This is a genomic window from Pseudomonas sp. Ma2-10 (assembly GCF_054330215.1).
This window is the reverse complement of the sequence record NZ_JBTEYL010000039.1, coordinates 1-21,665: the sequence shown is the minus strand read 5'-3', so window position 1 is coordinate 21,665 and position 21,665 is coordinate 1. Positions and strand designations below refer to the sequence as shown.

20 protein-coding genes and 3 pseudogenes are annotated in these 21,665 nt (G+C 59.9%); 9 read left to right on the top strand and 14 right to left on the bottom strand.

The annotated features are described in order from the left end of the window. Positions 1-82 precede the first annotated feature (82 nt). Positions 83-520, top strand: a pseudogene (locus ACXPVS_RS26490) (MFS transporter); the annotation flags it as partial. On the opposite strand, the gene cueR reads toward ACXPVS_RS26490, so the two are convergent. The 3 genes from cueR to ACXPVS_RS26475 all read right to left on the bottom strand — a co-directional run bounded on the left by cueR (position 474) and on the right by ACXPVS_RS26475 (position 3,742). Further along, complete coding sequence (cueR, locus tag ACXPVS_RS26485) at positions 474-887, bottom strand: Cu(I)-responsive transcriptional regulator (protein ID WP_458512538.1); 414 nt, start codon at positions 885-887, stop codon at positions 474-476. The pseudogene ACXPVS_RS26490 and the gene cueR sit on opposite strands and share 47 nt — an antisense overlap. Beyond that, positions 884-3,277: a heavy metal translocating P-type ATPase gene (locus ACXPVS_RS26480; protein WP_458512537.1), complete on the bottom strand. Its 2,394-nt coding sequence runs from the start codon at positions 3,275-3,277 to the stop codon at positions 884-886. The genes cueR and ACXPVS_RS26480 overlap by 4 nt, the downstream gene beginning before the upstream one ends. Positions 3,278-3,358: 81 nt before the next feature. Continuing rightward, positions 3,359-3,742, bottom strand: coding sequence for a hypothetical protein (locus tag ACXPVS_RS26475; RefSeq protein ID WP_458512536.1), 384 nt, complete (start codon positions 3,740-3,742; stop codon positions 3,359-3,361). 147 nt (positions 3,743-3,889) lie between these two features. Here ACXPVS_RS26475 and ACXPVS_RS26470 point away from each other — a divergent pair, with 147 nt between their 5' ends. Together ACXPVS_RS26470 and ACXPVS_RS26465 are read left to right on the top strand one after the other, a co-directional pair. Continuing rightward, entirely contained in the window at positions 3,890-4,087 is a 198-nt protein-coding gene (locus ACXPVS_RS26470) for a heavy-metal-associated domain-containing protein (RefSeq protein ID WP_458512535.1), read from the top strand. 94 nt (positions 4,088-4,181) lie between these two features. Further along, the gene (locus ACXPVS_RS26465; protein WP_458512534.1) at positions 4,182-5,378 is read left to right on the top strand and encodes a multidrug effflux MFS transporter; all 1,197 of its coding nucleotides are present in this window, start codon (positions 4,182-4,184) and stop codon (positions 5,376-5,378) included. Positions 5,379-5,386: 8 nt separating this feature from the next. Here ACXPVS_RS26465 and ACXPVS_RS26460 read toward each other — a convergent pair whose 3' ends face one another. The 3 genes from ACXPVS_RS26460 to ACXPVS_RS26450 form a co-directional block, all read right to left on the bottom strand. Beyond that, complete coding sequence (locus tag ACXPVS_RS26460; RefSeq protein ID WP_458512533.1) at positions 5,387-5,557, bottom strand: hypothetical protein; 171 nt, start codon at positions 5,555-5,557, stop codon at positions 5,387-5,389. Between the two features lie 150 nt (positions 5,558-5,707). Next, positions 5,708-6,721, bottom strand: coding sequence for a zinc-binding alcohol dehydrogenase family protein (locus tag ACXPVS_RS26455; RefSeq protein ID WP_458512532.1), 1,014 nt, complete (start codon positions 6,719-6,721; stop codon positions 5,708-5,710). Between the two features lie 34 nt (positions 6,722-6,755). Beyond that, complete coding sequence (locus ACXPVS_RS26450; RefSeq protein WP_458512531.1) at positions 6,756-7,049, bottom strand: putative quinol monooxygenase; 294 nt, start codon at positions 7,047-7,049, stop codon at positions 6,756-6,758. 119 nt (positions 7,050-7,168) lie between these two features. Between ACXPVS_RS26450 and ACXPVS_RS26445 the strand changes: the two genes are divergently transcribed. The 3 genes from ACXPVS_RS26445 (at position 7,169) to ACXPVS_RS26435 (ending at position 10,654) form a co-directional block, all read left to right on the top strand. Beyond that, the gene (locus ACXPVS_RS26445; protein ID WP_458512530.1) at positions 7,169-8,098 is read left to right on the top strand and encodes a LysR family transcriptional regulator; all 930 of its coding nucleotides are present in this window, start codon (positions 7,169-7,171) and stop codon (positions 8,096-8,098) included. Between the two features lie 317 nt (positions 8,099-8,415). Beyond that, on the top strand, positions 8,416-9,150 hold the full coding sequence (locus tag ACXPVS_RS26440) for an ArsR/SmtB family transcription factor (RefSeq protein ID WP_458512529.1): 735 nt from the start codon (positions 8,416-8,418) through the stop codon (positions 9,148-9,150). Between the two features lie 127 nt (positions 9,151-9,277). Further along, positions 9,278-10,654: an MFS transporter gene (locus ACXPVS_RS26435; RefSeq protein WP_458512528.1), complete on the top strand. Its 1,377-nt coding sequence runs from the start codon at positions 9,278-9,280 to the stop codon at positions 10,652-10,654. Between the two features lie 42 nt (positions 10,655-10,696). On the opposite strand, the gene ACXPVS_RS26430 is transcribed toward ACXPVS_RS26435, so the two are convergent. After that, positions 10,697-11,650 (bottom strand): adenosine deaminase, encoded by a 954-nt coding sequence (locus ACXPVS_RS26430; RefSeq protein ID WP_458512527.1) that lies wholly within the window; start codon positions 11,648-11,650, stop codon positions 10,697-10,699. 290 nt (positions 11,651-11,940) lie between these two features. Here ACXPVS_RS26430 and ACXPVS_RS26425 point away from each other — a divergent pair, with 290 nt between their 5' ends. After that, the gene (locus tag ACXPVS_RS26425) at positions 11,941-13,029 is read left to right on the top strand and encodes a calcium:proton antiporter (protein ID WP_458512526.1); all 1,089 of its coding nucleotides are present in this window, start codon (positions 11,941-11,943) and stop codon (positions 13,027-13,029) included. Positions 13,030-13,080: 51 nt separating this feature from the next. Here the strand turns inward: ACXPVS_RS26425 and ACXPVS_RS26420 are convergent, their stop codons facing one another. The 7 genes and pseudogenes from ACXPVS_RS26420 to ACXPVS_RS26390 form a co-directional block, all read right to left on the bottom strand. Next, a complete protein-coding gene (locus tag ACXPVS_RS26420; RefSeq protein WP_458512525.1) occupies positions 13,081-14,439 on the bottom strand; it encodes an 8-oxoguanine deaminase in 1,359 nt (452 codons plus the stop codon). Positions 14,440-14,615: 176 nt separating this feature from the next. Continuing rightward, positions 14,616-15,302, bottom strand: coding sequence for an SDR family oxidoreductase (locus ACXPVS_RS26415; protein ID WP_458512524.1), 687 nt, complete (start codon positions 15,300-15,302; stop codon positions 14,616-14,618). Positions 15,303-15,327: 25 nt separating this feature from the next. After that, positions 15,328-15,462 (bottom strand): annotated as a pseudogene (locus ACXPVS_RS26410) (MerR family transcriptional regulator); the annotation flags it as partial. Positions 15,463-15,640: 178 nt separating this feature from the next. After that, positions 15,641-15,748: pseudogene (locus tag ACXPVS_RS26405) on the bottom strand (hypothetical protein); the annotation flags it as partial. Between the two features lie 452 nt (positions 15,749-16,200). Continuing rightward, entirely contained in the window at positions 16,201-16,782 is a 582-nt protein-coding gene (locus ACXPVS_RS26400; protein ID WP_458512523.1) for an IMPACT family protein, read from the bottom strand. Positions 16,783-16,789: 7 nt separating this feature from the next. Then, complete coding sequence (locus tag ACXPVS_RS26395) at positions 16,790-17,440, bottom strand: TetR/AcrR family transcriptional regulator (RefSeq protein WP_458512522.1); 651 nt, start codon at positions 17,438-17,440, stop codon at positions 16,790-16,792. An 85-nt stretch (positions 17,441-17,525) separates the two neighbouring features. Next, positions 17,526-18,446, bottom strand: a complete 921-nt coding sequence (locus tag ACXPVS_RS26390) for a LysR family transcriptional regulator (protein ID WP_458512521.1) — start codon at positions 18,444-18,446, stop codon at positions 17,526-17,528. 124 nt (positions 18,447-18,570) lie between these two features. On the opposite strand from ACXPVS_RS26390, the gene ACXPVS_RS26385 reads away from it, so the two are divergent. Further along, the gene (locus ACXPVS_RS26385) at positions 18,571-19,920 is read left to right on the top strand and encodes an aminotransferase class III-fold pyridoxal phosphate-dependent enzyme (protein ID WP_458512520.1); all 1,350 of its coding nucleotides are present in this window, start codon (positions 18,571-18,573) and stop codon (positions 19,918-19,920) included. A gap of 65 nt (positions 19,921-19,985) precedes the next feature. Further along, positions 19,986-21,479, top strand: coding sequence for a CoA-acylating methylmalonate-semialdehyde dehydrogenase (locus ACXPVS_RS26380; protein WP_458512519.1), 1,494 nt, complete (start codon positions 19,986-19,988; stop codon positions 21,477-21,479). The last annotated feature ends 186 nt before the right edge of the window (positions 21,480-21,665 follow it).

Genomic DNA, 21,665 nt, shown 5'->3' with positions numbered 1-21,665 from the left:
AATGAAAAACCCGGCTTCGGCCGGGTTTTTTGTCAATGTCTTTTTTGGAGCCGCGATGGGGTCAGACCAGACAATCCACAACGGCGATGCTACCCACACTCAAGGACTGAATGTGAACGCCACCCGCAACGCCCAACTGATCATCACCGCCCATCTGCCTTCCTCAACATGGTCGCCGCTGGCGGTCTGGGCAGCGGAAAACGCATCGGTGAACGCATTCCCAGCCGACTGAAAGACTCGGATAACGTGAACCTGGAGCGGCGATTTTCTTTGGTGTGTTGCTGATGTCCTGCAGCTTCATCCTGATGTTTCAGCAACAAACGCTCTACGGTTTGCTGTGTTGCAAATGACCGGGCTCGGCGTCGGCATGCTGATCGCCGCGCCGTTTTATTCGTGGTGGACGCCGGGTGCCGTGGTGCTGTTGTTCCACGGGATTCCCCTCACTGCCTTGTTGGTGGTGAAGGGGCTGGCAATCAGGGGCGAGCGGGTTGGGCGTAACAGCCCGACTCCAGGTCCTTGAGGATCGGGCAGTCGGGACGATGATCGCCGTGGCAGTGTTCGACCAGGTCCTGCAGGGTGTCGCGCAGTTGGCCGAGTTCGCGGATTTTCTGGTTCAGCGCGTCGATGTGCTGACGTGCCAGGGTCTTCACGTCGGCACTGGCTCTTTGGCGGTCCTGCCAGAGGGTCAGCAGTTTGCCGACCTCGTCCAGTGAGAACCCCAGGTCCCGGGAGCGTTTGATGAACGCCAGGGTATGCAGGTCGTCGTCGCCGTAAACCCGATAGCCGCTGTCGGTACGATGGGCGGCCTTGAGCAAGCCGATGGATTCGTAATAACGAATCATCTTCGCGCTCAGGCCGCTTTGGCGGGCCGCTTGGCCGATGTTCATCGGTTGTCCTCCAGATCCTTGGGTTTCCAGGTTTTCAACAGTAGCGCATTGCTCACCACGCTGACGCTCGACAACGCCATGGCCGCACCGGCCAGCACCGGGTTGAGGAAACCGAACGCTGCCAGCGGGATGCCGATCAGGTTGTAGACGAACGCCCAGAACAGGTTCTGACGAATCTTCGCGTAGGTCTTGCGGCTGATCTCCAGCGCCGCCGGCACCAGCCGTGGGTCGCCGCGCATCAGGGTGATCCCGGCCGCGTGCATCGCAACGTCGGTGCCACCGCCCATGGCGATACCGATGTCGGCGGCGGCCAGGGCGGGTGCGTCGTTGATGCCGTCGCCGACCATTGCTACCACGCCGGTTTTCTTCAGTTCGGCGACGGTAGCGGCTTTGTCGGCTGGCAGGACTTCGGCGTGAACATCGGTGATACCCAGCGCTTCGGCGACGACTTTGGCGCTGCCACGGTTATCGCCGGTCAGCAGGTGGCTGCTGATGTTACGTGCGGTGAGTTGCTGCACCGCTTGCAGCGCACCGGGCTTGAGGGTGTCGCCGAAAGCGAACAGGCCCAGCACCCGAAGTCCGGGACTTTGCTCGATCAGCCAGGACAAGGTTCGGCCTTCGGTTTCCCACGCTTTTGCGGAGTCGGCCAGTGAGCCGGCGCCTAAGCTGTTTTCTTCGAGCAGACGACGATTGCCCAAAGCCAAGCGACGACCATCAAGCGTGCCGGCAATGCCGCGCCCGGTCAGCGACTGACTGTCGGTGACATCGGCCACGTCCAATCCACGCTCGGCGCAGGCATCCAGAACAGCCTTGGCCAGCGGGTGTTCGCTGCCGCGTTGCAGCGCGCCGGCCATTTGCAGCAGCGGCGCTTCATCACCATCAACCGCACTCAAATGAGCGATGCGCGCAGTGCCCGACGTCAGCGTGCCGGTCTTGTCGAACACCACCGCACTGACTTCATGGGCACGCTCCAACGCTTCGGCGTCCTTGATCAGAATCCCGTGGCGCGCCGCCACGCCGGTACCGGCCATGATCGCGGTCGGCGTGGCCAACCCCAGGGCGCACGGGCAAGCGATCACCAATACCGCCACGGCATTGATCAGCGCAGTTTCTATCGGCGCGCCGTACAACCACCAACCGACCAGGGTTGCCAGCGCGATCAGCAGAACCGTCGGGACAAACACCTTACTGACTTTATCCACCAGCTTCTGGATCGGTGCCTTCGCCGCTTGAGCGTCTTCGACGAGGCGGATGATGCGGGCGAGCACGGTTTCCGCGCCCAAGGCCAGGGTGCGAACGAGGAGCCGGCCTTCGCCATTGATCGCGCCGCCGGTGACCTTGTCGCCGGGTTGTTTGGGTACCGGCAAGCTTTCGCCGCTGATCAGCGCTTCATCGGCGTGGCTCTGGCCTTCGACCACTTCACCGTCCACCGGGAAGCGTTCGCCGGGCTTGACCATGACCAGATCATTCAGGCGCAAGGCGCTGATGGCGACATCCTGCTCGCGGCCGTCGATCACCTGAATCGCCCGTTCCGGGCGCAAGGCTTCGAGGGCGCGAATGGCGCTGGCGGTCTGGCGTTTGGCGCGGCTTTCCAGGTATTTGCCCAACAACACCAAGGCAATCACCACCGCCGAGGCTTCGAAATACAGGTGCGGCATGCGCCCGGCGGCGGTGGCCCATTCATAGAGACTCAAGCCATAACCGGCACTGGTGCCCAGCGCGACCAGCAAATCCATGTTGCCCGCGCCGGCGCGCACGGCTTTCCAGGCGGCCACATAAAACCGTGCACCGAAGATGAATTGCACCGGCGTGGCCAGCGCGAATTGCACCCAGGCCGGGAGCATCCAGTGCACGCCGAACGGTTGCAGCAGCATGGGTAGCACCAGCGGCGAGGCCAGGACGATTGCCATGATCAAGGCCCAACGCTCGCGGTGCAGGCGCTGTTGCTGAGGGTCGGTTTGTGGGTGTTCAGCTTCCCAGACACTGGCGGTGTAGCCCGCCTTGGTCACTGCACCGATCAGGGTTTGCGGATCGATGTGGCCGAGCAACTCAAGGTGGGCGCGTTCGTTGGCCAGGTTGACGCTGACACTTTTGACCCCTGGCACCTTGGCCAGCGCTCGTTCGATCCGGCCGACGCAGGAGGCGCAGGTCATGCCGTCGATGCTCAATTCCAGACTCTGCTGCGGCACGCTGTAACCCGCTTGCTGCACGGCGTCCATCAAGGCCGGCAGGCTGTCGCTGGGCGCTTGAACCCGGGCCTGTTCGGTGGCCAGGTTGACGCTGACGGCAGAGGCGCCGATGACGTTGCTCAAGGCACGCTCGACACGCCCGGCGCAACTGGCGCAGGTCATGCCGGCAATCGGTAGATCGAAAGTGGTGGATTCGGACATCGGTCGCGCTCCCTGTAGAAGATGACAACAGGATCAACCTTGCCATGCGGGCAAGGTCAAGCGCAAAGATCGGTGTGGCGATCAGTAATCGAGGGTCGCAGGCTTGAGGTACATCCCTTCCTGCGTCATCGCAATCCGGAACTTCAGCACGTCCCCGCCCTTGAGCGTGATGTTCTGCGAACCCGGTGCGAGCATGCCCGGGTTGCAGCCCGGCGCCTGGCCCGGCAGCAGCTTCAGGCGCAACGACACATTGCCCGGCGGCAGATTGAACGAGGTGCTTTGTTCCTGGAACAACCGCGCCGACAGCTGATCGTGAATGTACACGCCGATCTCGCAGGAGGTCGCGACTTCCAGGCGCTCGCGGGAAATGATCAGTACGCCATAGTCCTCCCCGGCGGCTTGAACAGAAGGTGTCGCGGCAAATAGGCTGAGAAAGCCAAACAGGCTGAGAGCTGACCAGCGCATGGCTGAATCTCCTGATGTCGAGTCATTGATGGACGCAGCTTGGCCGAGCGCGGCGCTGATTGCCAGCCCGGCAGCTCACTTCAGAACTTGACCTTGCTATCGTGGCAAGCTCGAGACTGCACGCAACCTTATTCAAGGAGTCATCCCATGCAAGTGTTCAACGTTCAAGGCATGTCCTGCGGTCACTGCGTCAAAACCATCACCCAGGCGCTACAAGCCAAGGATCCTGCGGCCAGCGTGCGTATCGATCTGGCGGCGAAAGAAGTCGGTGTCGAGAGCGCTTTGTCGGCGGATCAGGTGATTGCGGTGATCACCGAAGAGGGGTACGAGGCGGAAGTCGCCTGAAAATTTTTAATAGTTAGCGACCTAACGGAATGTTCAAAGCGTCCATGCACGGCTAGACTGTGGGGCTGCCGCCCCCTGTCCAACTGGATGCCTGATGAACTTGCGTACCATTTTGATTCTTGGCGTCTTGAGCGCCTTCGGTCCGCTGGCGATCGATTTCTATCTACCGGCCTTCCCGGCGATGGCGCTCGCCTTCGCCACCGATGAACAACACGTTCAGGTGACCCTGGCCGCGTATTTCCTCGGCTTGTCCATCGGCCAACTGGCTTACGGCCCGGTGGCGGATCGCTTCGGGCGACGCATTCCCCTGTTGACCGGTGTCGGCTTGTTCACTGCGGCCTCCTTGGCCTGTGCTTATGCACCGAACCTCGAATGGCTGATTGGCGCACGGTTTATCCAGGCGTTGGGTGGGTGCGCAGGGATGGTGATCGCACGGGCGATTGTCAGTGATAAATGCGATGCGGTGGCGTCGGCGAAAGTCTTTTCGCAGCTGATGCTGGTGATGGGGCTGGCGCCGATTCTTGCGCCCATGCTGGGCGGGCTGTTGGTCAACACCACAGGCTGGCAGTCGATCTTTCTGGTGTTGACCGGTTTCAGTGCCCTGGCAGGGTTGGCCGTGGCGCTCGGGTTGCCGGAAAGTCTGCCGGCCCATGTGCCGCGTCAACCGTTGTCCGGGGCATTGCGTCAGTACGGTCGGCTGTTGTCGGATCCGGTGTTCCTCGGCCACGCCTTGACCGGGGGCATTGCCATCGCCGGGATGTTTGCCTACATCGCCGGTTCACCGTTCGTCTTCATCAAGCTGTATGGCGTACCGGCCGAGCATTTTGGCTGGCTGTTCGGTACCAATGCGGCGGGTTTCATTCTGGTCGCGCAACTCAATGCGCGATTGTTGGCCAAGCGTGGCCCGGCGTTTCTGCTGGCGCGCACCGTGTGGATCTACCTCGGTGCCGGTCTGGCGCTGCTGGCCGTCAGTTCGCTGCACACCGCGCAGCTATGGCCATTACTGATTCCACTGTTTGTCTGCATCGCCAGCCTGGGTTGCATCTTGCCCAATGCCTCGGCCTGCGCCATGAATGGGCAGGGCGCGCGGGCGGGTAGTGCATCGGCGATGCTCGGTTGCCTGCAATTCAGCGTCGCCGCCGGGGCGGCAGCACTGGTAGGTGTTTTACACGACGGCAGCGCCATGCCGATGGCCATGGTCATCAGCCTGTGCGGAATTCTGGTGGTGAGCGTCGCGATGCTCACCCGGCGTCTGCAAAATGCCCGGGCGCTGGTGCAAGCCCAGGTCTGAGGACGGACTCAGCCAGCGGCACGCTGCTGGCGGTCAATAATTTGATGAGGTGCTTGTAGTCGCGCTTCAAGGGTACGGGCGAAAGCGCGGGCTTCGGCTTCGCTGCGGAATGTCACGGCGTGTTGGTCCAGACGGACTTGCCACTGGGATTGTGCCAATTCTTTTATCAGGATCTTCATTGCTGATCTCTCCTCTCGTAAAAGATGTCATTTAAACGGGTGTGCCGCAGAGGCCTCGATTGTAGACCTCAATACGATCGAAATTGTGACAAGGGTCAACTCTCTGACTGACGGTGTCGCCCATCTGGGCGACCCCGGTGTCAGTTAGTTTCAGAACCCTTCGAGCACAATCTTGCCCTTGGACTTGCCGCTTTCCAGCAGTCCATGAGCACGGCGCAGGTTCGCCGCGTTGATCGTCCCGAAGTGCTCGCCGACCGTGGTTTTCAGCGTCCCGGCGTCGATCAGACCGGCAATACGGTTAAGCAATTTGTGCTGCTCGATCATGTCCGCGGTTTCGAACAGCGAGCGGGTGTACATGAACTCCCAGTGCAGCGACAGGCTCTTGTGCTTGAGCTTGGTCACGTCCAGCGCTTTCGGATCATCGATAAGTGCCAGTTTGCCTTGCGGCGCCAGTGCCTCGATCAACTGATCGAGGTGGTGATCGGTCTCGGTCAGGCTGGCGACGTGAGTCACCTGATCGATACCCGCGCGTTTGAGTTCTTCGCTCAACGGTTGGCTGTGATCGATCACCAGGTCGGCACCCCGCTCACGAACCCAGCTCTGGGTTTGCGGGCGGGACGCGGTGCCGATGACTTTCAGCCCGGTGAGCTGGCTGGCCAGTTGCGTGAGGATCGACCCCACACCGCCAGCGGCACCGACGATCAACAGGCTCTGTTCCTCATCGGTTTTGCCTTCACGCACTTGCAGGCGTTCGAAGAGTAATTCCCACGCGGTGATAGCGGTCAGCGGCAGCGCAGCGGCTTCGGCGAAACCAAGGGTTTTCGGCATATGGCCGACGATCCGCTCATCTACCACGTGCCGTTCGCTGTTGCCGCCTGCGCGAGCGATGGAGCCGGCGTAGAACACGTTGTCGCCGGCCTTGAATAGCGTGACTTCACTGCCGACAGCCTTGACCACACCGGCCACGTCCCAGCCCAGCACTTTCGGTGCGCCTGCTTCAGGCTGGACGTTTTGGCGAACCTTGGTGTCCACCGGGTTGACCGAGATGGCTTTGACTTCCACCAACAGGTCGCGCGGGCCGGCAACCGGGTCTGGCAGTTCGATGTCTTGCAGAGCGTTTGAGTCGCTGATTGGCAAGGAGGCGTAGTAGGCAATGGCTTTCATTGGAGCTCCAAAAAAGTAATAAGGAAGGACGTGATCAAACGATGGCGCGCAGGCGCTTGAGGTCGAAGTGTTCGAGAACGTCTCCAGCCTTGGCGCGGAAATTCTGGATATGCGCGCTGGCGTCATGCGCCTGCAGAGCTTCGTCACTGCTCCACTTTTCGATCATGTAGAAGGCATGAGGATTGGCAAGGTCCTGGTGCAAGTCGTATTGACCGCAACCGGCCTCGGCGCGGCTCGGTTCCAGCAGTGCACGCAGGTGCTGTTCGAGGGCGTCCTGCTGGCCGGCTTTGGCAATGAGGGTGGCGATAGCGGTAAAAGGCTGAGACATGTTCGGCTCCGGGAGCGGGGTGAATTCGATGGGATGGATGATTAGCTATTTCTCTACAGGATAAAACCCGCTAAAAGAGCAGTCTCTTTCAATGTTTTTTTGATAATCAAGGCTGGAAAATGCTGCGTTTCGATGACTTGCAGTTGTTTGTCCGGGCGGCGGACCTGGGCAGTCTGTCAGCGGCAGCGCGGGGGATGGACATGTCGGCCGCGGTAGCCAGTGCGGCGTTGAAGCGCATCGAACAGCAGCTCGGCGCCCGGCTGCTTGCCCGTTCTACCCGTAGCCTGCGACTGACCGCTGAGGGCGAGGGATTTCTCGAATACGCTCGGGCCGCCTTGAGCAATCTCGATGAGGGACGCCGTTTATTGGCCAGTGGTCAGGACCAGGTCAGCGGGATTTTGCAGCTCTCGGCGCCTTCGGACTTTGGCCGCCATCTGCTGCTGCCCTGGCTGGACGAGTTTCAGCGTGAGCATCCGAAACTCACGGTGCGTTTGCTGCTGGGCGACCGCATCGCGGACCTGTTCCGCCAACCGGTGGACATCGCCCTGCGGTACGGCGAGCCGGAAGACTCAAGCCTGGTGGCGCTGCCCATCGCCCCACAGAACCGCCGCGTCCTCTGTGCCGCCCCGAGTTACCTGGCTCGGCATGGCGAGCCTCGGCAACTGGAGCAACTGGCTCAGCACAACTGCCTGCTGTTCATGCTCGGCAGCCGGGTCCACGACCATTGGAGTTTCCACGACGGCAAACGCGAGGTCAGCCTGACCGTCAACGGCGATCGTTTCAGCGATGATGCCGATGTCGTGCGGCTGTGGGCCGTGGCCGGTGCCGGGATCGCCTACAAATCCTGGCTCGATGTCGCGGCCGATGTGCTGGCCGGTCGATTGAACGTGCTCATGCCGGAACTGCTCTGTGAGCGCGCACCGCTGAATTTGTTGTGCGCCCATCGCGCACAATTGAGTAAGCCGGTGAACCTTTTGCGCGAAATGCTCGCCAGTCGATGCGCCCGGTTGAGTAGCCAGTTTCCGACGTCATCGGGCGCTGATCATTAGTCGCAGGTAAATAGCGAAATTTCACTCAGGAACTATCACCACAAACGATTTTCCAAGGGCAGGAACCGGCGGTTAACCCGCCTATACTAGCGCTCGCCTCATGTACGCACCGTCGATCTCGCAATGGCGAGTCCACGTCGGAGTCAGCCAGGCCCCATGGTCAATCGCCACGGCGTTGCGAAACTTGCGAAGCAATAGCCTGTGCGATTGGCTGGCTTTGCCCGGTTTATGGCGGTTTCCACGCCTTGGCCGACGACACATTACTGGTCAAGATGTCTCTGAGCAGTAGACGAAACGATTCAACAGGGAGTGAATACATGGAACATGCACCTTGCATCAGCCAGATCGCCACGTTGCTGGCTGACCCAAAGCGCAGCGCAATGATGTGGGCCTTGATGGACGGCTCGGCGCGACAAACCGAAGAGCTGGCCTTATTGGCCGGCCTGTCACCGTCGTCGGCCAGTGCACATTTGGGGCGTTTGTCCGCCGGAGGTCTGTTGAAAGTCGAAGTTCGCGGCCGCAAGCGGTTTTTCCGTCTTGCCGCGCCTGAAGTGGGAGCCGCGATAGAGGCACTGGCCAGCGCCACCCTGGCCAGCACTCCTCGGGAAATCCCGGACGTTTTCAAGCGCACGACACCCATTGCCAAACCTCAGGCGTCGCCTTCGTCACTCTTGCGCGCCAGGCTTTGCGACGACCATTTGGGCGGCACCCTTGCCGCCGATCTATACCAGCGCCTGCTGGATGCGGGCTGGATCGAACAGTTCGATCAGCGGGTCATGATCACCCACAAGGGCGCCACGCAATTGGCGACGCGGGGTGTGTTCATCCAGGCGCTGGCTCATCGCAACAGCCGAGTCGCGTGCGCGTGTCCGGACTGGAGCGAAAGACGCTCGCACATGGGCGGATCATTGGGGGCGGCGTTGCTGCAATTGTTCATGCAGTCAGGCTGGTTGAGCCTGCCCAACGATTCGCAAGCCTTGCAGATCAGCGCCGCGGGGCAGCGTGAAATCCATCGATTCGCCAAGGAAACCGAGCTGGAAATGGCGTTGTAGAGGTATCGAGATCGACGTCCGAAGCTTCGGGCGTCGTTCAGAGCTGCGAGCAGGTCGCACCCAGCAGCAACCCCCTGCGGCTATCGCGCACACTCGTCCAGGGACTTTCGGATCGAGGGAATGTGGCATGGAAACACGAGGCTTCAGCGCGGCAGAACGACTGGAACGGCTGCCTATCAGCGGTTATCACCGGATCATTTTCATCATCATTGCCCTGGCGTTTTTCTTCGACTCCATGGACCTGGCGATGATGACCTTCCTGCTCGGCTCAATCAAAACCGAGTTTGGCCTGAGCACGGCGCAGGCCGGATTGCTGGCCAGTTCGAGCTTTTTCGGCATGGTCGTGGGGGCTTCGCTGTCAGGCATGCTGGCCGACCGCTTCGGCCGCAAACCGGTGTTCCAGTGGAGCATCGTGTTGTGGGGGATCGCCAGTTATCTGTGCTCCACGGCTCAGAACGTCGAAACGCTGACGTTGTTTCGAATCCTGTTGGGGATCGGCATGGGCATGGAGTTTCCCATTGCTCAGTCGATGCTCTCGGAGCTGATTCCAGCCAAAGGACGCGGGCGTTACATTGCGTTGATGGACGGTTTCTGGCCGCTGGGCTTCGTCGCCGCTGGCGTGCTGTCGTACTTCCTGTTGCCGGTGATTGGCTGGCGGGACATCTTCCTCGTGTTGGCGGTGCCGGCAGTGTTTGTTCTGGCGATTCGCTTTTTCATTCCCGAATCACCGCGTTGGCTGGAACAGGCCGGACATCATGACGTGGCGGATAAGGTCTTGCTGCGTATTGAAGATCGGGTCCGGACATCTCTGGGACGTTCGGATCTGCCTGAGCCGATCCGCGTACCGAGCGTGACGAGTACACCTGGCCATTTCTTTTCCGCGTTGCAGCAAATCTGGTCGCCGCTGTATCGCCAGCGCACGATGATGATCTGGAGCGTCTGGTTCTTCGCCTTGCTGGGTTTCTATGGCTTGACGTCCTGGCTCAGTGCCTTACTGCAGCAGTCGGGTTTTGCCGTGACTCAGTCGGTGTATTACACGGTGTTGATTTCCCTCGGCGGGATTCCCGGCTTCTTGATGGCCGCCTGGCTGGTGGAGCGTTGGGGGCGTAAACCGGTGTGCGTGGTGACATTGCTCGGCGGCGGGGTGATGGCGTTTCTTTACGGTCAGAGCGCAGTGTTTGGCGGCAACGTCAGCCTGTTGATTGCATCGGGGCTGCTGATGCAGTTTTTCCTGTTTGGCATGTGGGCGGTGCTTTACACCTACACGCCAGAGTTGTACCCGACGTCGGCGCGGGCCACGGGCTCGGGTTTCGCTTCGGCGATTGGCCGCGTGGGTTCGTTGCTCGGGCCAATGGTGACCGGGCTGGTGTTCCCGATGACCGGTCAGGGCGGGGTATTTGCGCTGGGGGCGATGTGTTTTGCGATTGCGGCGGGGGTGGTGTGGATGTTCGGGATGGAGACCCGGGGCAAGACACTGGAGGAGTTGAGCGAGGCAGTTGCTTAATGATCGTTCCCACGCAGAATTGAACGTGGGAACGATCAGTGACTAGGGTTTGACCAGCCGTGCATCCAGGCTGTTCTGCGCCAGACGCTTGGCCTGATCCTGAGTCATGCCCAAATGGGTATACAGCGCATGGTAGTTCTCGGTGACATAACCGCCGAAGTACGCCGGGTCATCCGAGTTCACGGTCACTTTCACACCACGTTCGAGCATGTCGAGAATGTTGTGCTCAGACATGTGATCGAACACGCAGAGCTTGGTGTTCGACAACGGGCACACGGTCAACGGGATTTGCTCGTCGATAATCCGCTGCATCAAACGCTCGTCTTCGATGGCGCGCACGCCATGGTCGATGCGCTGGACTTTCAGCAAGTCGAGGGCTTGCCAGATGTACTCGGGCGGCCCTTCCTCTCCGGCGTGGGCGACGGTCAGGAAGCCTTCGTGACGAGCGCGATCAAACACGCGCTGGAACTTGCTCGGCGGGTGACCCATTTCCGAACTGTCCAGACCGACCGCCACAAACGCATCACGGAACGGCAGCGCCTGGTCGAGGGTTTTCTCGGCGTCTTCTTCGCTCAAGTGGCGCAGGAAACTCAGGATCAAACCGCTGGTGATGCCCAGTTGCTGCTCGCCATCCTTCAACGCGGCGGCAATGCCATTGAGCACTACTTCGAACGGCACACCACGGTCGGTGTGGGTCTGCGGGTCGAAGAACGGTTCGGTGTGAATCACGTTCTGCGCCTTGCAACGCAACAGGTAGGCCCAGGTCAGGTCGTAGAAATCCTGAGAGGTGCGCAACACGTCGGCACCCTGGTAATACAGGTCGAGAAACTCTTGCAGGTTATTGAAGGCGTAGGCCTTGCGCAGGGTTTCAACGTCGCTCCACGGCAGGGCGATCTTGTTGCGTTCGGCCAGGGCGAACAGCAGCTCAGGCTCCAGTGAACCTTCAAGGTGCAGGTGCAATTCTGCCTTGGGCAGGGCGTTCAGCCAGTCGTACATAGTCTTTTCTCATCAGGTGCAGATGGCGAGCATTCTACAGATGCCCGTGGAAACAATTAGCAAAACCTGACCAGCCGGTTCATCACACTGCGGCCTGTTCCCGTCGATAGGCGTAGGTATCAGCGATCCACTCCATCAGCGATTCCCCGCCAGCACTTGCGGCCGATAAAAGTGCATGGCCTGACACGGCTGCCATCCACTGGTGCGCTAAGGTGTAACGAAACGTTAGCGCTGCCCCGCAGTCAGTAGCTCATCACTCTGGTGTCGCTTCACACGACAAAAGGCCCGCAATGCTCACACTCATCAAGCAAGAAAAGTTTCTGTTACTGGCCCTGCTCGCCGCCGTCGTCGCCTATCCGCTGGAGCACTGGATGCTGCACAGCGGCCAGCCCATCGCGTTGACCGCCGGCCTGGTGCTGATCGCCTTCATCGTCGCGGCCTCCATACGCGTCGCCCACCACGCCGAACTGCTCGCGGAAAAAGTCGGCGACCCTTACGGCACGATGATCCTGACCCTGGCCGCCGTGCTGGTGGAAGTGGTGATCCTGGCGATCATGATGAGCAACGAAGCCTCGCCGACCCTGGTACGCGACACGATTTATTCGGCGGTGATGCTCGACATCAACGGCATCCTCGGCCTCGCTGCGTTGATGGGTGGGCTCAAGCACGGCGAACAGTCCTACAACGACGACTCGGCCCGTAGCTACAGCGTGATGATTCTCACCGCCATGGGCGTTTCCATGGTGGTGCCGGAGTTCATCCCCGAGGCCAGTTGGAAACTCTATTCGGCATTCACTATTGGTGCGATGGTTGTGCTCTACACCCTGTTCCTGCGCATGCAGGTCGGGCCGCACAGTTATTTCTTCAGCTACAGCTACCCGGAAAAACGCCGCAAAAAAATCCCGGAGGAAGAACTTGAACCCATCAATCTGGGGCTGAGTATCGGGACATTGGTGTTCGGCGTGGTGGTCATCGGCGCCTTGGCCGAAGTGATGTCCAAGACCCTCGATCTGGGCCTGGAGGGGACGGGCGCACCGCCAGTGATCATGGCGATCCTGGTGGCGGCAATCTCGGCGGCACCGGAGATTCTGACGGCGTTGCGGGCGGCACTGGCCAACCGCATGCAGTCGGTGGTCAACATCGCCATGGGCGCGTCACTGTCGACGGTCATCCTGACAGTACCGGTGATGGAAGCGATGGCGCTCTACACCGGCCAGCCGTTCCAGATGGCGATGACCCCGGTGCAGACCGTGATGATCTTCCTCACCCTGATCGTCAGCGCGATCAACCTCAACGATGGCGAAACCAATGCCATCGAAGGCATGACCCACTTTGTGCTGTTTGCGACATTCATCATGTTGTCGCTGCTTGGTCTCTAGGATCACGACAAACCCCTGTGGGAGCGAGCTCCCACAGGGGTTTGTGTTGTATCAGACGCCGGCGATCAACTGCCGAGCCGCCTGGCTGTGATCCGCAATCAATCCTTTCAAGTCCAGCCCTTCAACCTGCCCATCAATCACCCGCCACTTGCCGCCGACCATCACTCGATCCGCCCGGTCAGCGCCGCACAGCAGCAACGCTGACACCGGATCATGACTGCCGGAGAACCGCAGTTCATCGAGCTTGAACAGCGCCAGATCCGCCTGCTTGCCCACCGCCAGCTCGCCGATGTCGGTACGCCCGAGCAAACTCGCCGAACCCTTGGTCGCCCACCCCAGAACCAATTCCGGGGTGATCTTCTCGGCGCCATAACGCAGCCGCTGAATGTACAGCGCCTGACGGGTTTCCAGCATCATGTTCGACGCATCGTTGGACGCCGAACCGTCCACACCCAAGCCCAACAACGCGCCCGCAGCGGTCAGATCCAGGGTCGGGCAAATGCCGGAAGCCAGGCGCATGTTCGAACTCGGGCAATGGCAAATACCGGTGCCGGCGGCGCCGAGTCGAGCGATTTCGTCCGGGTTGAAGTGGATTCCGTGAGCCAGCCAGGTGCGCGGGCCGAGCCAGCCGACGCTGTCCAGGTAATCCACGGTGCGCAACCCGAAGCGTTGCAGACAAAAGTCTTCTTCGTCGAGGGTTTCGGCCAGATGGGTGTGCAGGCGCACGTCGAGTTTGTTCGCCAAATCGGCGCTGGCGGACATGATTTCCGGGGTCACCGAGAACGGTGAGCAGGGTGCCAGGGCGATCTGGATTTGCGCACCGTCGCCACGCTCGTGGTACTCGGCGATCAAGCGTTGGCTGTCGGCGAGGATGACTTCGCCTTCCTGCACGGTCTGCTGCGGCGGCAGGCCGCCGTCCTTTTCGCCGAGGCTCATGGAACCGCGCGTCAACATGGCGCGCATGCCCAGTTCGCGGACGCTCTCGACCTGCACGTCGATCGCGTTTTCCAGGCCTTCGGGAAACAGGTAATGATGATCGGCCGCGGTGGTGCAGCCAGACAGCAGCAATTCGGCCAACGCGACTTTGCTGGCGAGGGCGAGTTTTTCAGGGGTGAGGCGGGCCCAGACCGGGTAGAGGGTTTTCAGCCACGGGAACAATGGCTGATTGACCACCGGCGCCCAGGCGCGGGTCAGGGTTTGATAGAAGTGGTGATGGGTGTTGATCAGTCCCGGCAGGATCACATGCTCGCGGGCATCGAAGACCTGTCCACAGGGCGCTGAAGGTTGCTGGCCGACGGCGAGCACTTCGACGATCAAACCGTCTTGCAGCACCAGGCCGCCTCGGGCATCGAGGCCATTGGCAGTGAAGATCGCGAGGGGATTTTTTAACCAGGTACGGGTCGCAGGCATGTTGGCCGGCTCCTCTGAAAGTGGGGTTCAGGTTAGCCAGCTCAGTGATTACCCTGTCTGCTGATCCAGGGTCGTCGCGGGGACGAGGTGCGGAGTTTCGAACAAATCGGCGTTGCGGGCAAGCCCGGTCCGACAGGACGATGCATAACCCTGTGTGGAATGAGTCCCTTTGGTGGTTACCAGGGGATGGTTTCACCTTTGTAGTTCACGAAGTGATGCCCGCCCTTGCCGGTATAGGCATTCACTTGATCTACCAACCCACGGGTACTGGTCTCCACATCGAGGTCCGCGCCTTCACCGCCCATGTCGGTCTTCACCCAACCGGGATGCAGCGACAGTACGGTGAGCTTCTGCTCGCCCAACTGAGTGACGAAGCTGTTGGTCATGGAGTTCAGCGCCGCTTTACTGGCCTTGTACAACGCCAGCTCCGGCGCATCCGGCATGGTCACGCTACCGAGCACCGAACTCATGAACGCCAGCACGCCGCTGTCCGGACGGATCTGCCCGACGAAGCGCTGGGCCAGGTTGATCGGTGCCACCGCATTAGTGAAGAACAGTTGGCCGACTTCGGCCAGGGTCGCGCCGTCCGGTGTTTGAACTTCCGGCCCCTTGACTCCGGCATTCACGAACAGCAGGTCAAGCACTTCGCCCTTGAGCTGTTGGCTCAGGGCGATGACGGCTTGCTGATCGTCCATGTCGAGTTTTTCGATCCGCACCTTGCCCAAGGCTTGCAAGGCTTCGGCGTTCTGTGGGTTGCGCACGGTGGCGGTGACCTGCCAACCGTCGGCCAGCAGGGTTTTCACCAGACCGAGGCCCAAGCCCCGGGAGGCGCCGATGATGAGTGCGGTTTTTGCCGTAGACATAAATGGCTTCCTTGATAAATGAGGATCACGGATTTAATGGACAACGTTGACCGAGCCGTTGCTGCAACGTCTGACGCAGCGCGCCGAGGGTAAATCCAAGCCACTGAGCCGTCTTGATGCACAGCACCAGTTGCACCATGTCCGCCGGATAGTCGCGATAACGGTATTTCACCGATGCGCATCATGACGTCTCAAAGGGGCTTGACCCTGGAGCATACTCCAGGCTTTAGCCTGGTTGCTCCCTGAATTTATGGAGCAAGACGGATGTGGACTTCAACGCAATATCGCCAGTTGGCGAAGGGCCGCGCCTGGCATGACTTGAGCGTCATGGTGGCGTTTGTCACGCCGTAGATGACCTTCATCAGCGTACTTTTGCCGGCGCCGTTTTCGCCGGGCGCAATGCTCAGGTCGATGGCATCGTTGGCCAGACAACCGGGGTTGGGCATGCCAGGTGAGGACGTTGAAGACGGCGACTCGCCCTATGTCGATCCCGAACCAGGCACCACGTGAGGGCAAAGCCGTTGATCAGGCGCCGGTTTTGCTCAGGGTGCTTGGTCAAAAAACGAGCAACCTGCAGCAAGCCATGCCGGACATGGGGCGGCGACAGCCATGAACGGGTTATCCACAGATTGCTCCACAGTATTTGTGCGCAAGCCCGAAGCTCGGGCATAAGCACTGCGTGGCTTTCTTCTAAAGGTGATAAACCGCCCTAACTGGTTGTTTTTACGCGGATTTGGTTTTTCTGATGGCGGATTGGTTGAAAAGTGAGCAGCGCCCGCAAAGCCGCATGACAGAAGGGTTACAGGCGGGTGTGCTCAGGTTATCCACAGCCGGGTGCACAGTAGATGTGGGCAAATGCACCGGTTCGACGAAAGGGCTGTGAACGTTGTTGGTGCGATCAGTGCTGCAACAAAATGCGCCCGCGGCTCAAATCCGCCAATTGCATTTGCAGGGTCTCGATCTGACTTTCGCCGATCGCCAATTGCAGCTCTACGCCGTTGCCCGTGAACGTTTCTTCCACAACCAATCCACCCAGTTCCGTCACTCGAAGCTTCACCAGCGGCAACTCACCAAAAGCACAGGCGCAACTCACCGGCACCCGATTGATCAACTCAACCTTCGCTGCGGCTTGCAGGCACTTGTTGGCGCCGCCGCCATACGCCCGGGCAAGGCCACCGGTGCCGAGTTGAATGCCGCCATACCAACGAATCACCAGCACCGCGACCTGATCGCAATCCTGCGCGTCGATGGCCGCCAGAATCGGTCGGCCAGCGGTGCCGCCGGGCTCGCCATCGTCAGTGCTGCGGTAGTGGTCGCCAAGCTTCCAGGCCCAGCAATTGTGCGAGGCATTCAAATCGCTGTGCTGTTCGATGAACGCCTGGGCTTGCGCAGGGCTGCTGATTGGCGCAGCGAAGGTGATGAAGCGGCTTTTGCGAATCTCTTCGCGGTACTCGCAAAAACCGCTGAGGGTAAAAGGCATAAGTGTCTTAGGTCGTTGGCGTCAGGCCGCAGCCCTTGAGAATGATGCGGATCAGGTTGTTGCCGGCGTCTTCCATGTCCTGTTTGGTGAGCTTGGTGCGCCCGCTGACACGGCAGATCTGCGTGGCAAAGTCAGCGTAATGCTGGGTGCTGCCCCACAACAGGAATATCAGGTTTACCGGGTCGACCGGGTCCATTTTTCCGGCATCGATCCACGCCTGGAACACGCCCGCGCGGCCTTGGAACCAGGCGCGATAGTCCTGGTTGAAATACTCGGTCAGGCACTCGCCACCGCTGATCACTTCCATCGCGAAGATCCGCGAGGCTTGCGGCTGACGGCGGGAGAATTCCATCTTGGCGCGGATGTAACGCGTCAGCGCTTCCGCTGGATCATCCTCGGTGGTGAGGGTGTTGAAGGTGCTATCCCACAACTGGAGGATGTTGCTCAACACTGCCACGTACAAACCGAGTTTGTTGGTGAAGTAGTAATGCAGGTTCGCCTTGGGCAACCCGGCATTCAGGGCGATGGTGTTCATGCTGGTGCCTTTGAACCCGTGACGGGCGAACTCGTCTTCGGCGGCTTTGATGATGGTCTCTTCGTTCTTCTGACGAATGCGGCTGGCAGGTTTTGCGCCGTGAGCGGGGACTTCAAAGGTCATAGGCACTTCCGAACAAGTGAATGGGTGCAACCAATGCGTTGATAGCGCACCCACAGGCATCAGACAAGTCCTGACGCAATAAAACCTAGCGTGTCGCAGCCAGACTCTCCAAAAAGCTTTCCAGCACCAAATGCGGGCGACGGCCCTTGCGCGTGACCGAGGCGAGGCTCAGGTCATAAAAACGCACCTTTGGTTTCAGCGCACGCAATCGGCCTTGCTGCACCCAGAGGCTGGCGTAGTGGTCCGGCAGATAACCGATGAAGCGTCCGGTGAGGATCAGGAACGCCATGCCTTCACGGTCCGAGGCGCTGGCGGTGCAACTGAGCGCCTGGTAGTGGGCCTGGATTTCCGCGGGCAAACGGAAGGTCGGCGCGATGGCGTCCTGGCTATTGAGGCGCTCGTCATCCAGTTGTTTATCGTCGACATAAAACAACGGATGACCGACCGCGCAATAGAGGAGCGAGCGTTCGCTATAGAGCGGCTGATATTCCAGCCCCGACAGCGCGCTCGCTTGCGGCACCACACCGACATGCAATCGACCGTCGAGCACGCCTTGTTCGACTTCATGGGGCGCGATCATGCGGATCTGAATCTGCACGTCCGGCCCGCGTTCCTTCAATTGCGCCAAGGCGTGGGTGATGCGCATGTGGGGCAGGGTGACCAGGTTATCGGTCAGGCCGATGGTCAACTCGCCGCGCAAATGTTGATGTAGACCGTTGACCTCGGTGCGGAAACTTTCCAGCGCGCTCAATAGCTGCAACGCCGATTGATAGACCTCGCGACCTTCTTCTGTCAGGGAAAATCCGGCGCGACCCCGTTGGCATAAACGCAGACCGAGGCGCTGTTCCAGATCGCTCATCTGCTGGCTGATGGCCGAGCGACCGATCCCCAGCGCCGATTCCGCTGCTGAGAAGCCGCCGCACTCCACCACACTGCGAAAGATCCGAAGCAGACGGATATCAAAGTCACTGACTTGCGCCAGCGGATCGGGGCGACGACTGCTCATAGTTTAGTATTGACCTGACTGAAGGTTAGAAAAGTTGGATTTCACAGACTTTATCCCCGTGGCAATTTAGCTGCAAGAACGCTTTTGATCTCTATGCCGCTTATTGCCCTGCGAGGTTTTGCCCATGAACTTGCCTGAAAACAACCCGACTTCCCTGGCCAGCCAGCTCAAGCTCGATGCTCACTGGATGCCCTACACCGCCAACCGTAATTTCCAGCGCGATCCGCGACTGATCGTGGCGGCTGAAGGCAGTTGGCTGATCGATGACAAGGGCCGCAAGGTTTACGATTCGCTGTCCGGTCTTTGGACCTGTGGCGCCGGGCATACCCGTAAGGAAATCCAGGAAGCGGTCGCCAAGCAATTGGGCACCCTCGATTACTCGCCAGGCTTCCAGTACGGCCATCCGCTGTCGTTCCAGCTGGCGGAGAAAATCACCGACCTGACCCCGGGCAATCTGAATCATGTGTTCTTCACTGACTCGGGTTCCGAGTGCGCTGACACGGCGGTGAAGATGGTTCGCGCTTACTGGCGCCTGAAAGGCCAAGCCACCAAGACCAAAATGATCGGCCGTGCACGTGGTTATCACGGCGTAAACATCGCCGGCACCAGCCTCGGTGGCGTGAACGGCAACCGCAAAATGTTCGGTCAGGCGATGATGGACGTCGATCACCTGCCGCACACCTTGCTGGCGAGCAATGCCTATTCCCGTGGCATGCCGACAGAAGGCGGTATCGCCCTGGCCGATGAGCTGCTCAAGCTGATCGAGTTGCACGACGCTTCGAACATCGCTGCGGTATTTGTTGAACCAATGGCCGGTTCCGCTGGTGTGCTGGTTCCACCCCAGGGTTACCTCAAGCGTCTGCGCGAGATCTGCGATCAGCACAACATCCTGTTGGTGTTCGACGAAGTAATCACCGGTTTCGGCCGTACCGGTTCGATGTTCGGCGCCGACAGCTTCGGCGTGACCCCGGACCTGATGTGCATCGCCAAGCAGATCACTAACGGCGCGATCCCGATGGGCGCGGTGATTGCCAGTTCCGAGATCTACCACACCTTCATGAACCAGGCGACGCCGGAGTACGCGGTGGAATTCCCGCACGGCTACACCTATTCCGCGCATCCGGTGGCTTGCGCTGCTGGCCTGGCAGCACTCGACCTGCTGCAAAAGGAAAACCTGGTGCAGAGCGTGGCCGAAGTTGCGCCGCATTTTGAAAATGCGCTGCACGGTCTGAAAGGCTCGAAAAACGTCATCGATATTCGTAACTACGGCCTGGCCGGTGCGATCCAGATCGCGCCTCGTGACGGCGACGCGATCGTGCGTCCGTTCGAAGCCGGCATGGCCCTGTGGAAAGCCGGTTTCTATGTGCGCTTCGGCGGCGACACCTTGCAGTTCGGCCCAACCTTCAACAGCAAGCCGCAAGACCTTGATCGTCTGTTCGACGCGGTCGGCGAAGTGCTGAACAAGATCGACTGATTTTTCCTTCTATATAAAGGGTGCCCCTTGACGGGTGCCAGTGGACAACTTTTCAGGAGCCCCGCATGAGCCTTATTCCGCATTTGATCAATGGCGAACTGGTGACCGAAGACGGTCGCACAGCTGACGTGTTCAACCCGTCCACCGGCCAGGCAATCCACAAGCTGCCGTTGGCCAGCCGCGAAACCGTTCAAAAAGCCATCGACTCGGCTAAAGCTGCGTTCCCGGCCTGGCGTAACACTCCGCCGGCCAAGCGTGCGCAGGTGATGTTCCGCTTCAAACAATTGCTGGAGCAGAACGAAGCGCGTATCGCTCAGTTGATCAGCGAAGAGCACGGCAAAACGCTGGAAGATGCTGCCGGCGAATTGAAGCGCGGTATCGAGAACGTCGAGTTCGCTTGTGCGGCGCCGGAAATTCTCAAAGGAGAATACAGCCGTAACGTCGGCCCGAACATTGATGCCTGGTCGGACTTCCAGCCGTTGGGCGTGGTGGCCGGTATTACTCCGTTCAACTTCCCGGCCATGGTGCCGCTGTGGATGTATCCGCTGGCGATCGTCTGCGGCAACTGCTTCATCCTCAAGCCGTCCGAGCGTGATCCAAGCTCCACGCTGTTAATTGCTCAATTGCTGTTGGAAGCGGGTCTGCCAAAAGGCGTGCTGAGCGTAGTGCACGGCGACAAGGCTGCGGTGGACGCGCTGATCGAAGCGCCGGAAGTCAAAGCGTTGAGCTTCGTTGGTTCGACGCCGATTGCCGAATACATTTACGCCGAAGGCACCAAGCGCGGCAAACGCGTTCAGGCGCTGGGTGGCGCGAAGAACCATGCGGTGCTGATGCCGGATGCCGATCTGGATAACGCAGTCAGCGCATTGATGGGCGCGGCTTATGGTTCTTGCGGTGAACGTTGCATGGCGATCTCGGTGGCTGTGTGCGTCGGTGACCAGGTGGCGGATGCGCTGGTGGCGAAGTTGGTACCGCAAATCAAGGCGCTGAAAATCGGTGCCGGTACTTCATGCGGTCTGGACATGGGGCCGCTGGTTTCCGGTCAGGCTCGCGACAAAGTCAGCGGCTATATAGAAGACGGTGTTTCTTCTGGTGCGACCTTGGTGGTGGATGGTCGTGGTCTGAGTGTGGCCGGTCATGAGGAAGGGTTCTTCCTGGGTGGCTGCCTGTTCGACAACGTCACTCCAGAGATGCGTATCTATAAGGAAGAGATCTTCGGTCCAGTGCTGTGCGTCGTTCGGGTTAATAGCCTGGAAGAGGCGATGCAGCTGATCAACGATCACGAGTATGGCAACGGCACCTGCATATTTACTCGTGACGGGGAAGCTGCACGGTTGTTCTGCGACGAGATCGAAGTCGGTATGGTCGGCGTCAACGTACCGCTGCCAGTACCGGTGGCTTATCACAGCTTTGGCGGCTGGAAGCGCTCGTTGTTCGGCGACTTGCATGCATATGGTCCGGACGGCGTGCGTTTCTACACCCGTCGTAAGGCGATTACCCAGCGCTGGCCACGACGGGCGAGCCATGAAGCTTCGCAGTTCGCATTCCCTAGCTTGTAAGTAGAAGAGAGGAAGGCCGGCCCTTTGGGGCCGGCCTTTGCGTTTCAGAGGCTTTTTTCACCTATATGACAGAATTGTGAAAATAGCGGTTGACGGCAGATTCTGGACGTCTATAATTCGCCCCACTTCCGGCGCAGTCGAAACGGAAAACTCCTTGGTAAACAAAGAGTTATGCGGTTTTCGGCA

Bases quoted from the DNA above. Each gene is read 5' to 3' on its own strand.
- ACXPVS_RS26450 (WP_458512531.1), bottom strand. From the start codon at position 7,049: ATGTCTCAGCCTTTTACCGCTATCGCCACCCTCATTGCCAAAGCCGGC.
- ACXPVS_RS26440 (WP_458512529.1), top strand. From the start codon at position 8,416: ATGGAACATGCACCTTGCATCAGCCAGATCGCCACGTTGCTGGCTGAC.
- ACXPVS_RS26380 (WP_458512519.1), top strand. From the start codon at position 19,986: ATGAGCCTTATTCCGCATTTGATCAATGGCGAACTGGTGACCGAAGAC.
- ACXPVS_RS26425 (WP_458512526.1), top strand. From the start codon at position 11,941: ATGCTCACACTCATCAAGCAAGAAAAGTTTCTGTTACTGGCCCTGCTC.
- ACXPVS_RS26385 (WP_458512520.1), top strand. From the start codon at position 18,571: ATGAACTTGCCTGAAAACAACCCGACTTCCCTGGCCAGCCAGCTCAAG.
- ACXPVS_RS26390 (WP_458512521.1), bottom strand. From the start codon at position 18,446: ATGAGCAGTCGTCGCCCCGATCCGCTGGCGCAAGTCAGTGACTTTGAT.
- ACXPVS_RS26460 (WP_458512533.1), bottom strand. From the start codon at position 5,557: ATGAAGATCCTGATAAAAGAATTGGCACAATCCCAGTGGCAAGTCCGT.
- ACXPVS_RS26475 (WP_458512536.1), bottom strand. From the start codon at position 3,742: ATGCGCTGGTCAGCTCTCAGCCTGTTTGGCTTTCTCAGCCTATTTGCC.
- ACXPVS_RS26430 (WP_458512527.1), bottom strand. From the start codon at position 11,650: ATGTACGACTGGCTGAACGCCCTGCCCAAGGCAGAATTGCACCTGCAC.
- ACXPVS_RS26480 (WP_458512537.1), bottom strand. From the start codon at position 3,277: ATGTCCGAATCCACCACTTTCGATCTACCGATTGCCGGCATGACCTGC.
- ACXPVS_RS26470 (WP_458512535.1), top strand. From the start codon at position 3,890: ATGCAAGTGTTCAACGTTCAAGGCATGTCCTGCGGTCACTGCGTCAAA.
- ACXPVS_RS26445 (WP_458512530.1), top strand. From the start codon at position 7,169: ATGCTGCGTTTCGATGACTTGCAGTTGTTTGTCCGGGCGGCGGACCTG.
- ACXPVS_RS26415 (WP_458512524.1), bottom strand. From the start codon at position 15,302: ATGTCTACGGCAAAAACCGCACTCATCATCGGCGCCTCCCGGGGCTTG.
- ACXPVS_RS26465 (WP_458512534.1), top strand. From the start codon at position 4,182: ATGAACTTGCGTACCATTTTGATTCTTGGCGTCTTGAGCGCCTTCGGT.
- ACXPVS_RS26420 (WP_458512525.1), bottom strand. From the start codon at position 14,439: ATGCCTGCGACCCGTACCTGGTTAAAAAATCCCCTCGCGATCTTCACT.
- ACXPVS_RS26395 (WP_458512522.1), bottom strand. From the start codon at position 17,440: ATGACCTTTGAAGTCCCCGCTCACGGCGCAAAACCTGCCAGCCGCATT.
- ACXPVS_RS26435 (WP_458512528.1), top strand. From the start codon at position 9,278: ATGGAAACACGAGGCTTCAGCGCGGCAGAACGACTGGAACGGCTGCCT.
- ACXPVS_RS26455 (WP_458512532.1), bottom strand. From the start codon at position 6,721: ATGAAAGCCATTGCCTACTACGCCTCCTTGCCAATCAGCGACTCAAAC.
- cueR (WP_458512538.1), bottom strand. From the start codon at position 887: ATGAACATCGGCCAAGCGGCCCGCCAAAGCGGCCTGAGCGCGAAGATG.
- ACXPVS_RS26400 (WP_458512523.1), bottom strand. From the start codon at position 16,782: ATGCCTTTTACCCTCAGCGGTTTTTGCGAGTACCGCGAAGAGATTCGC.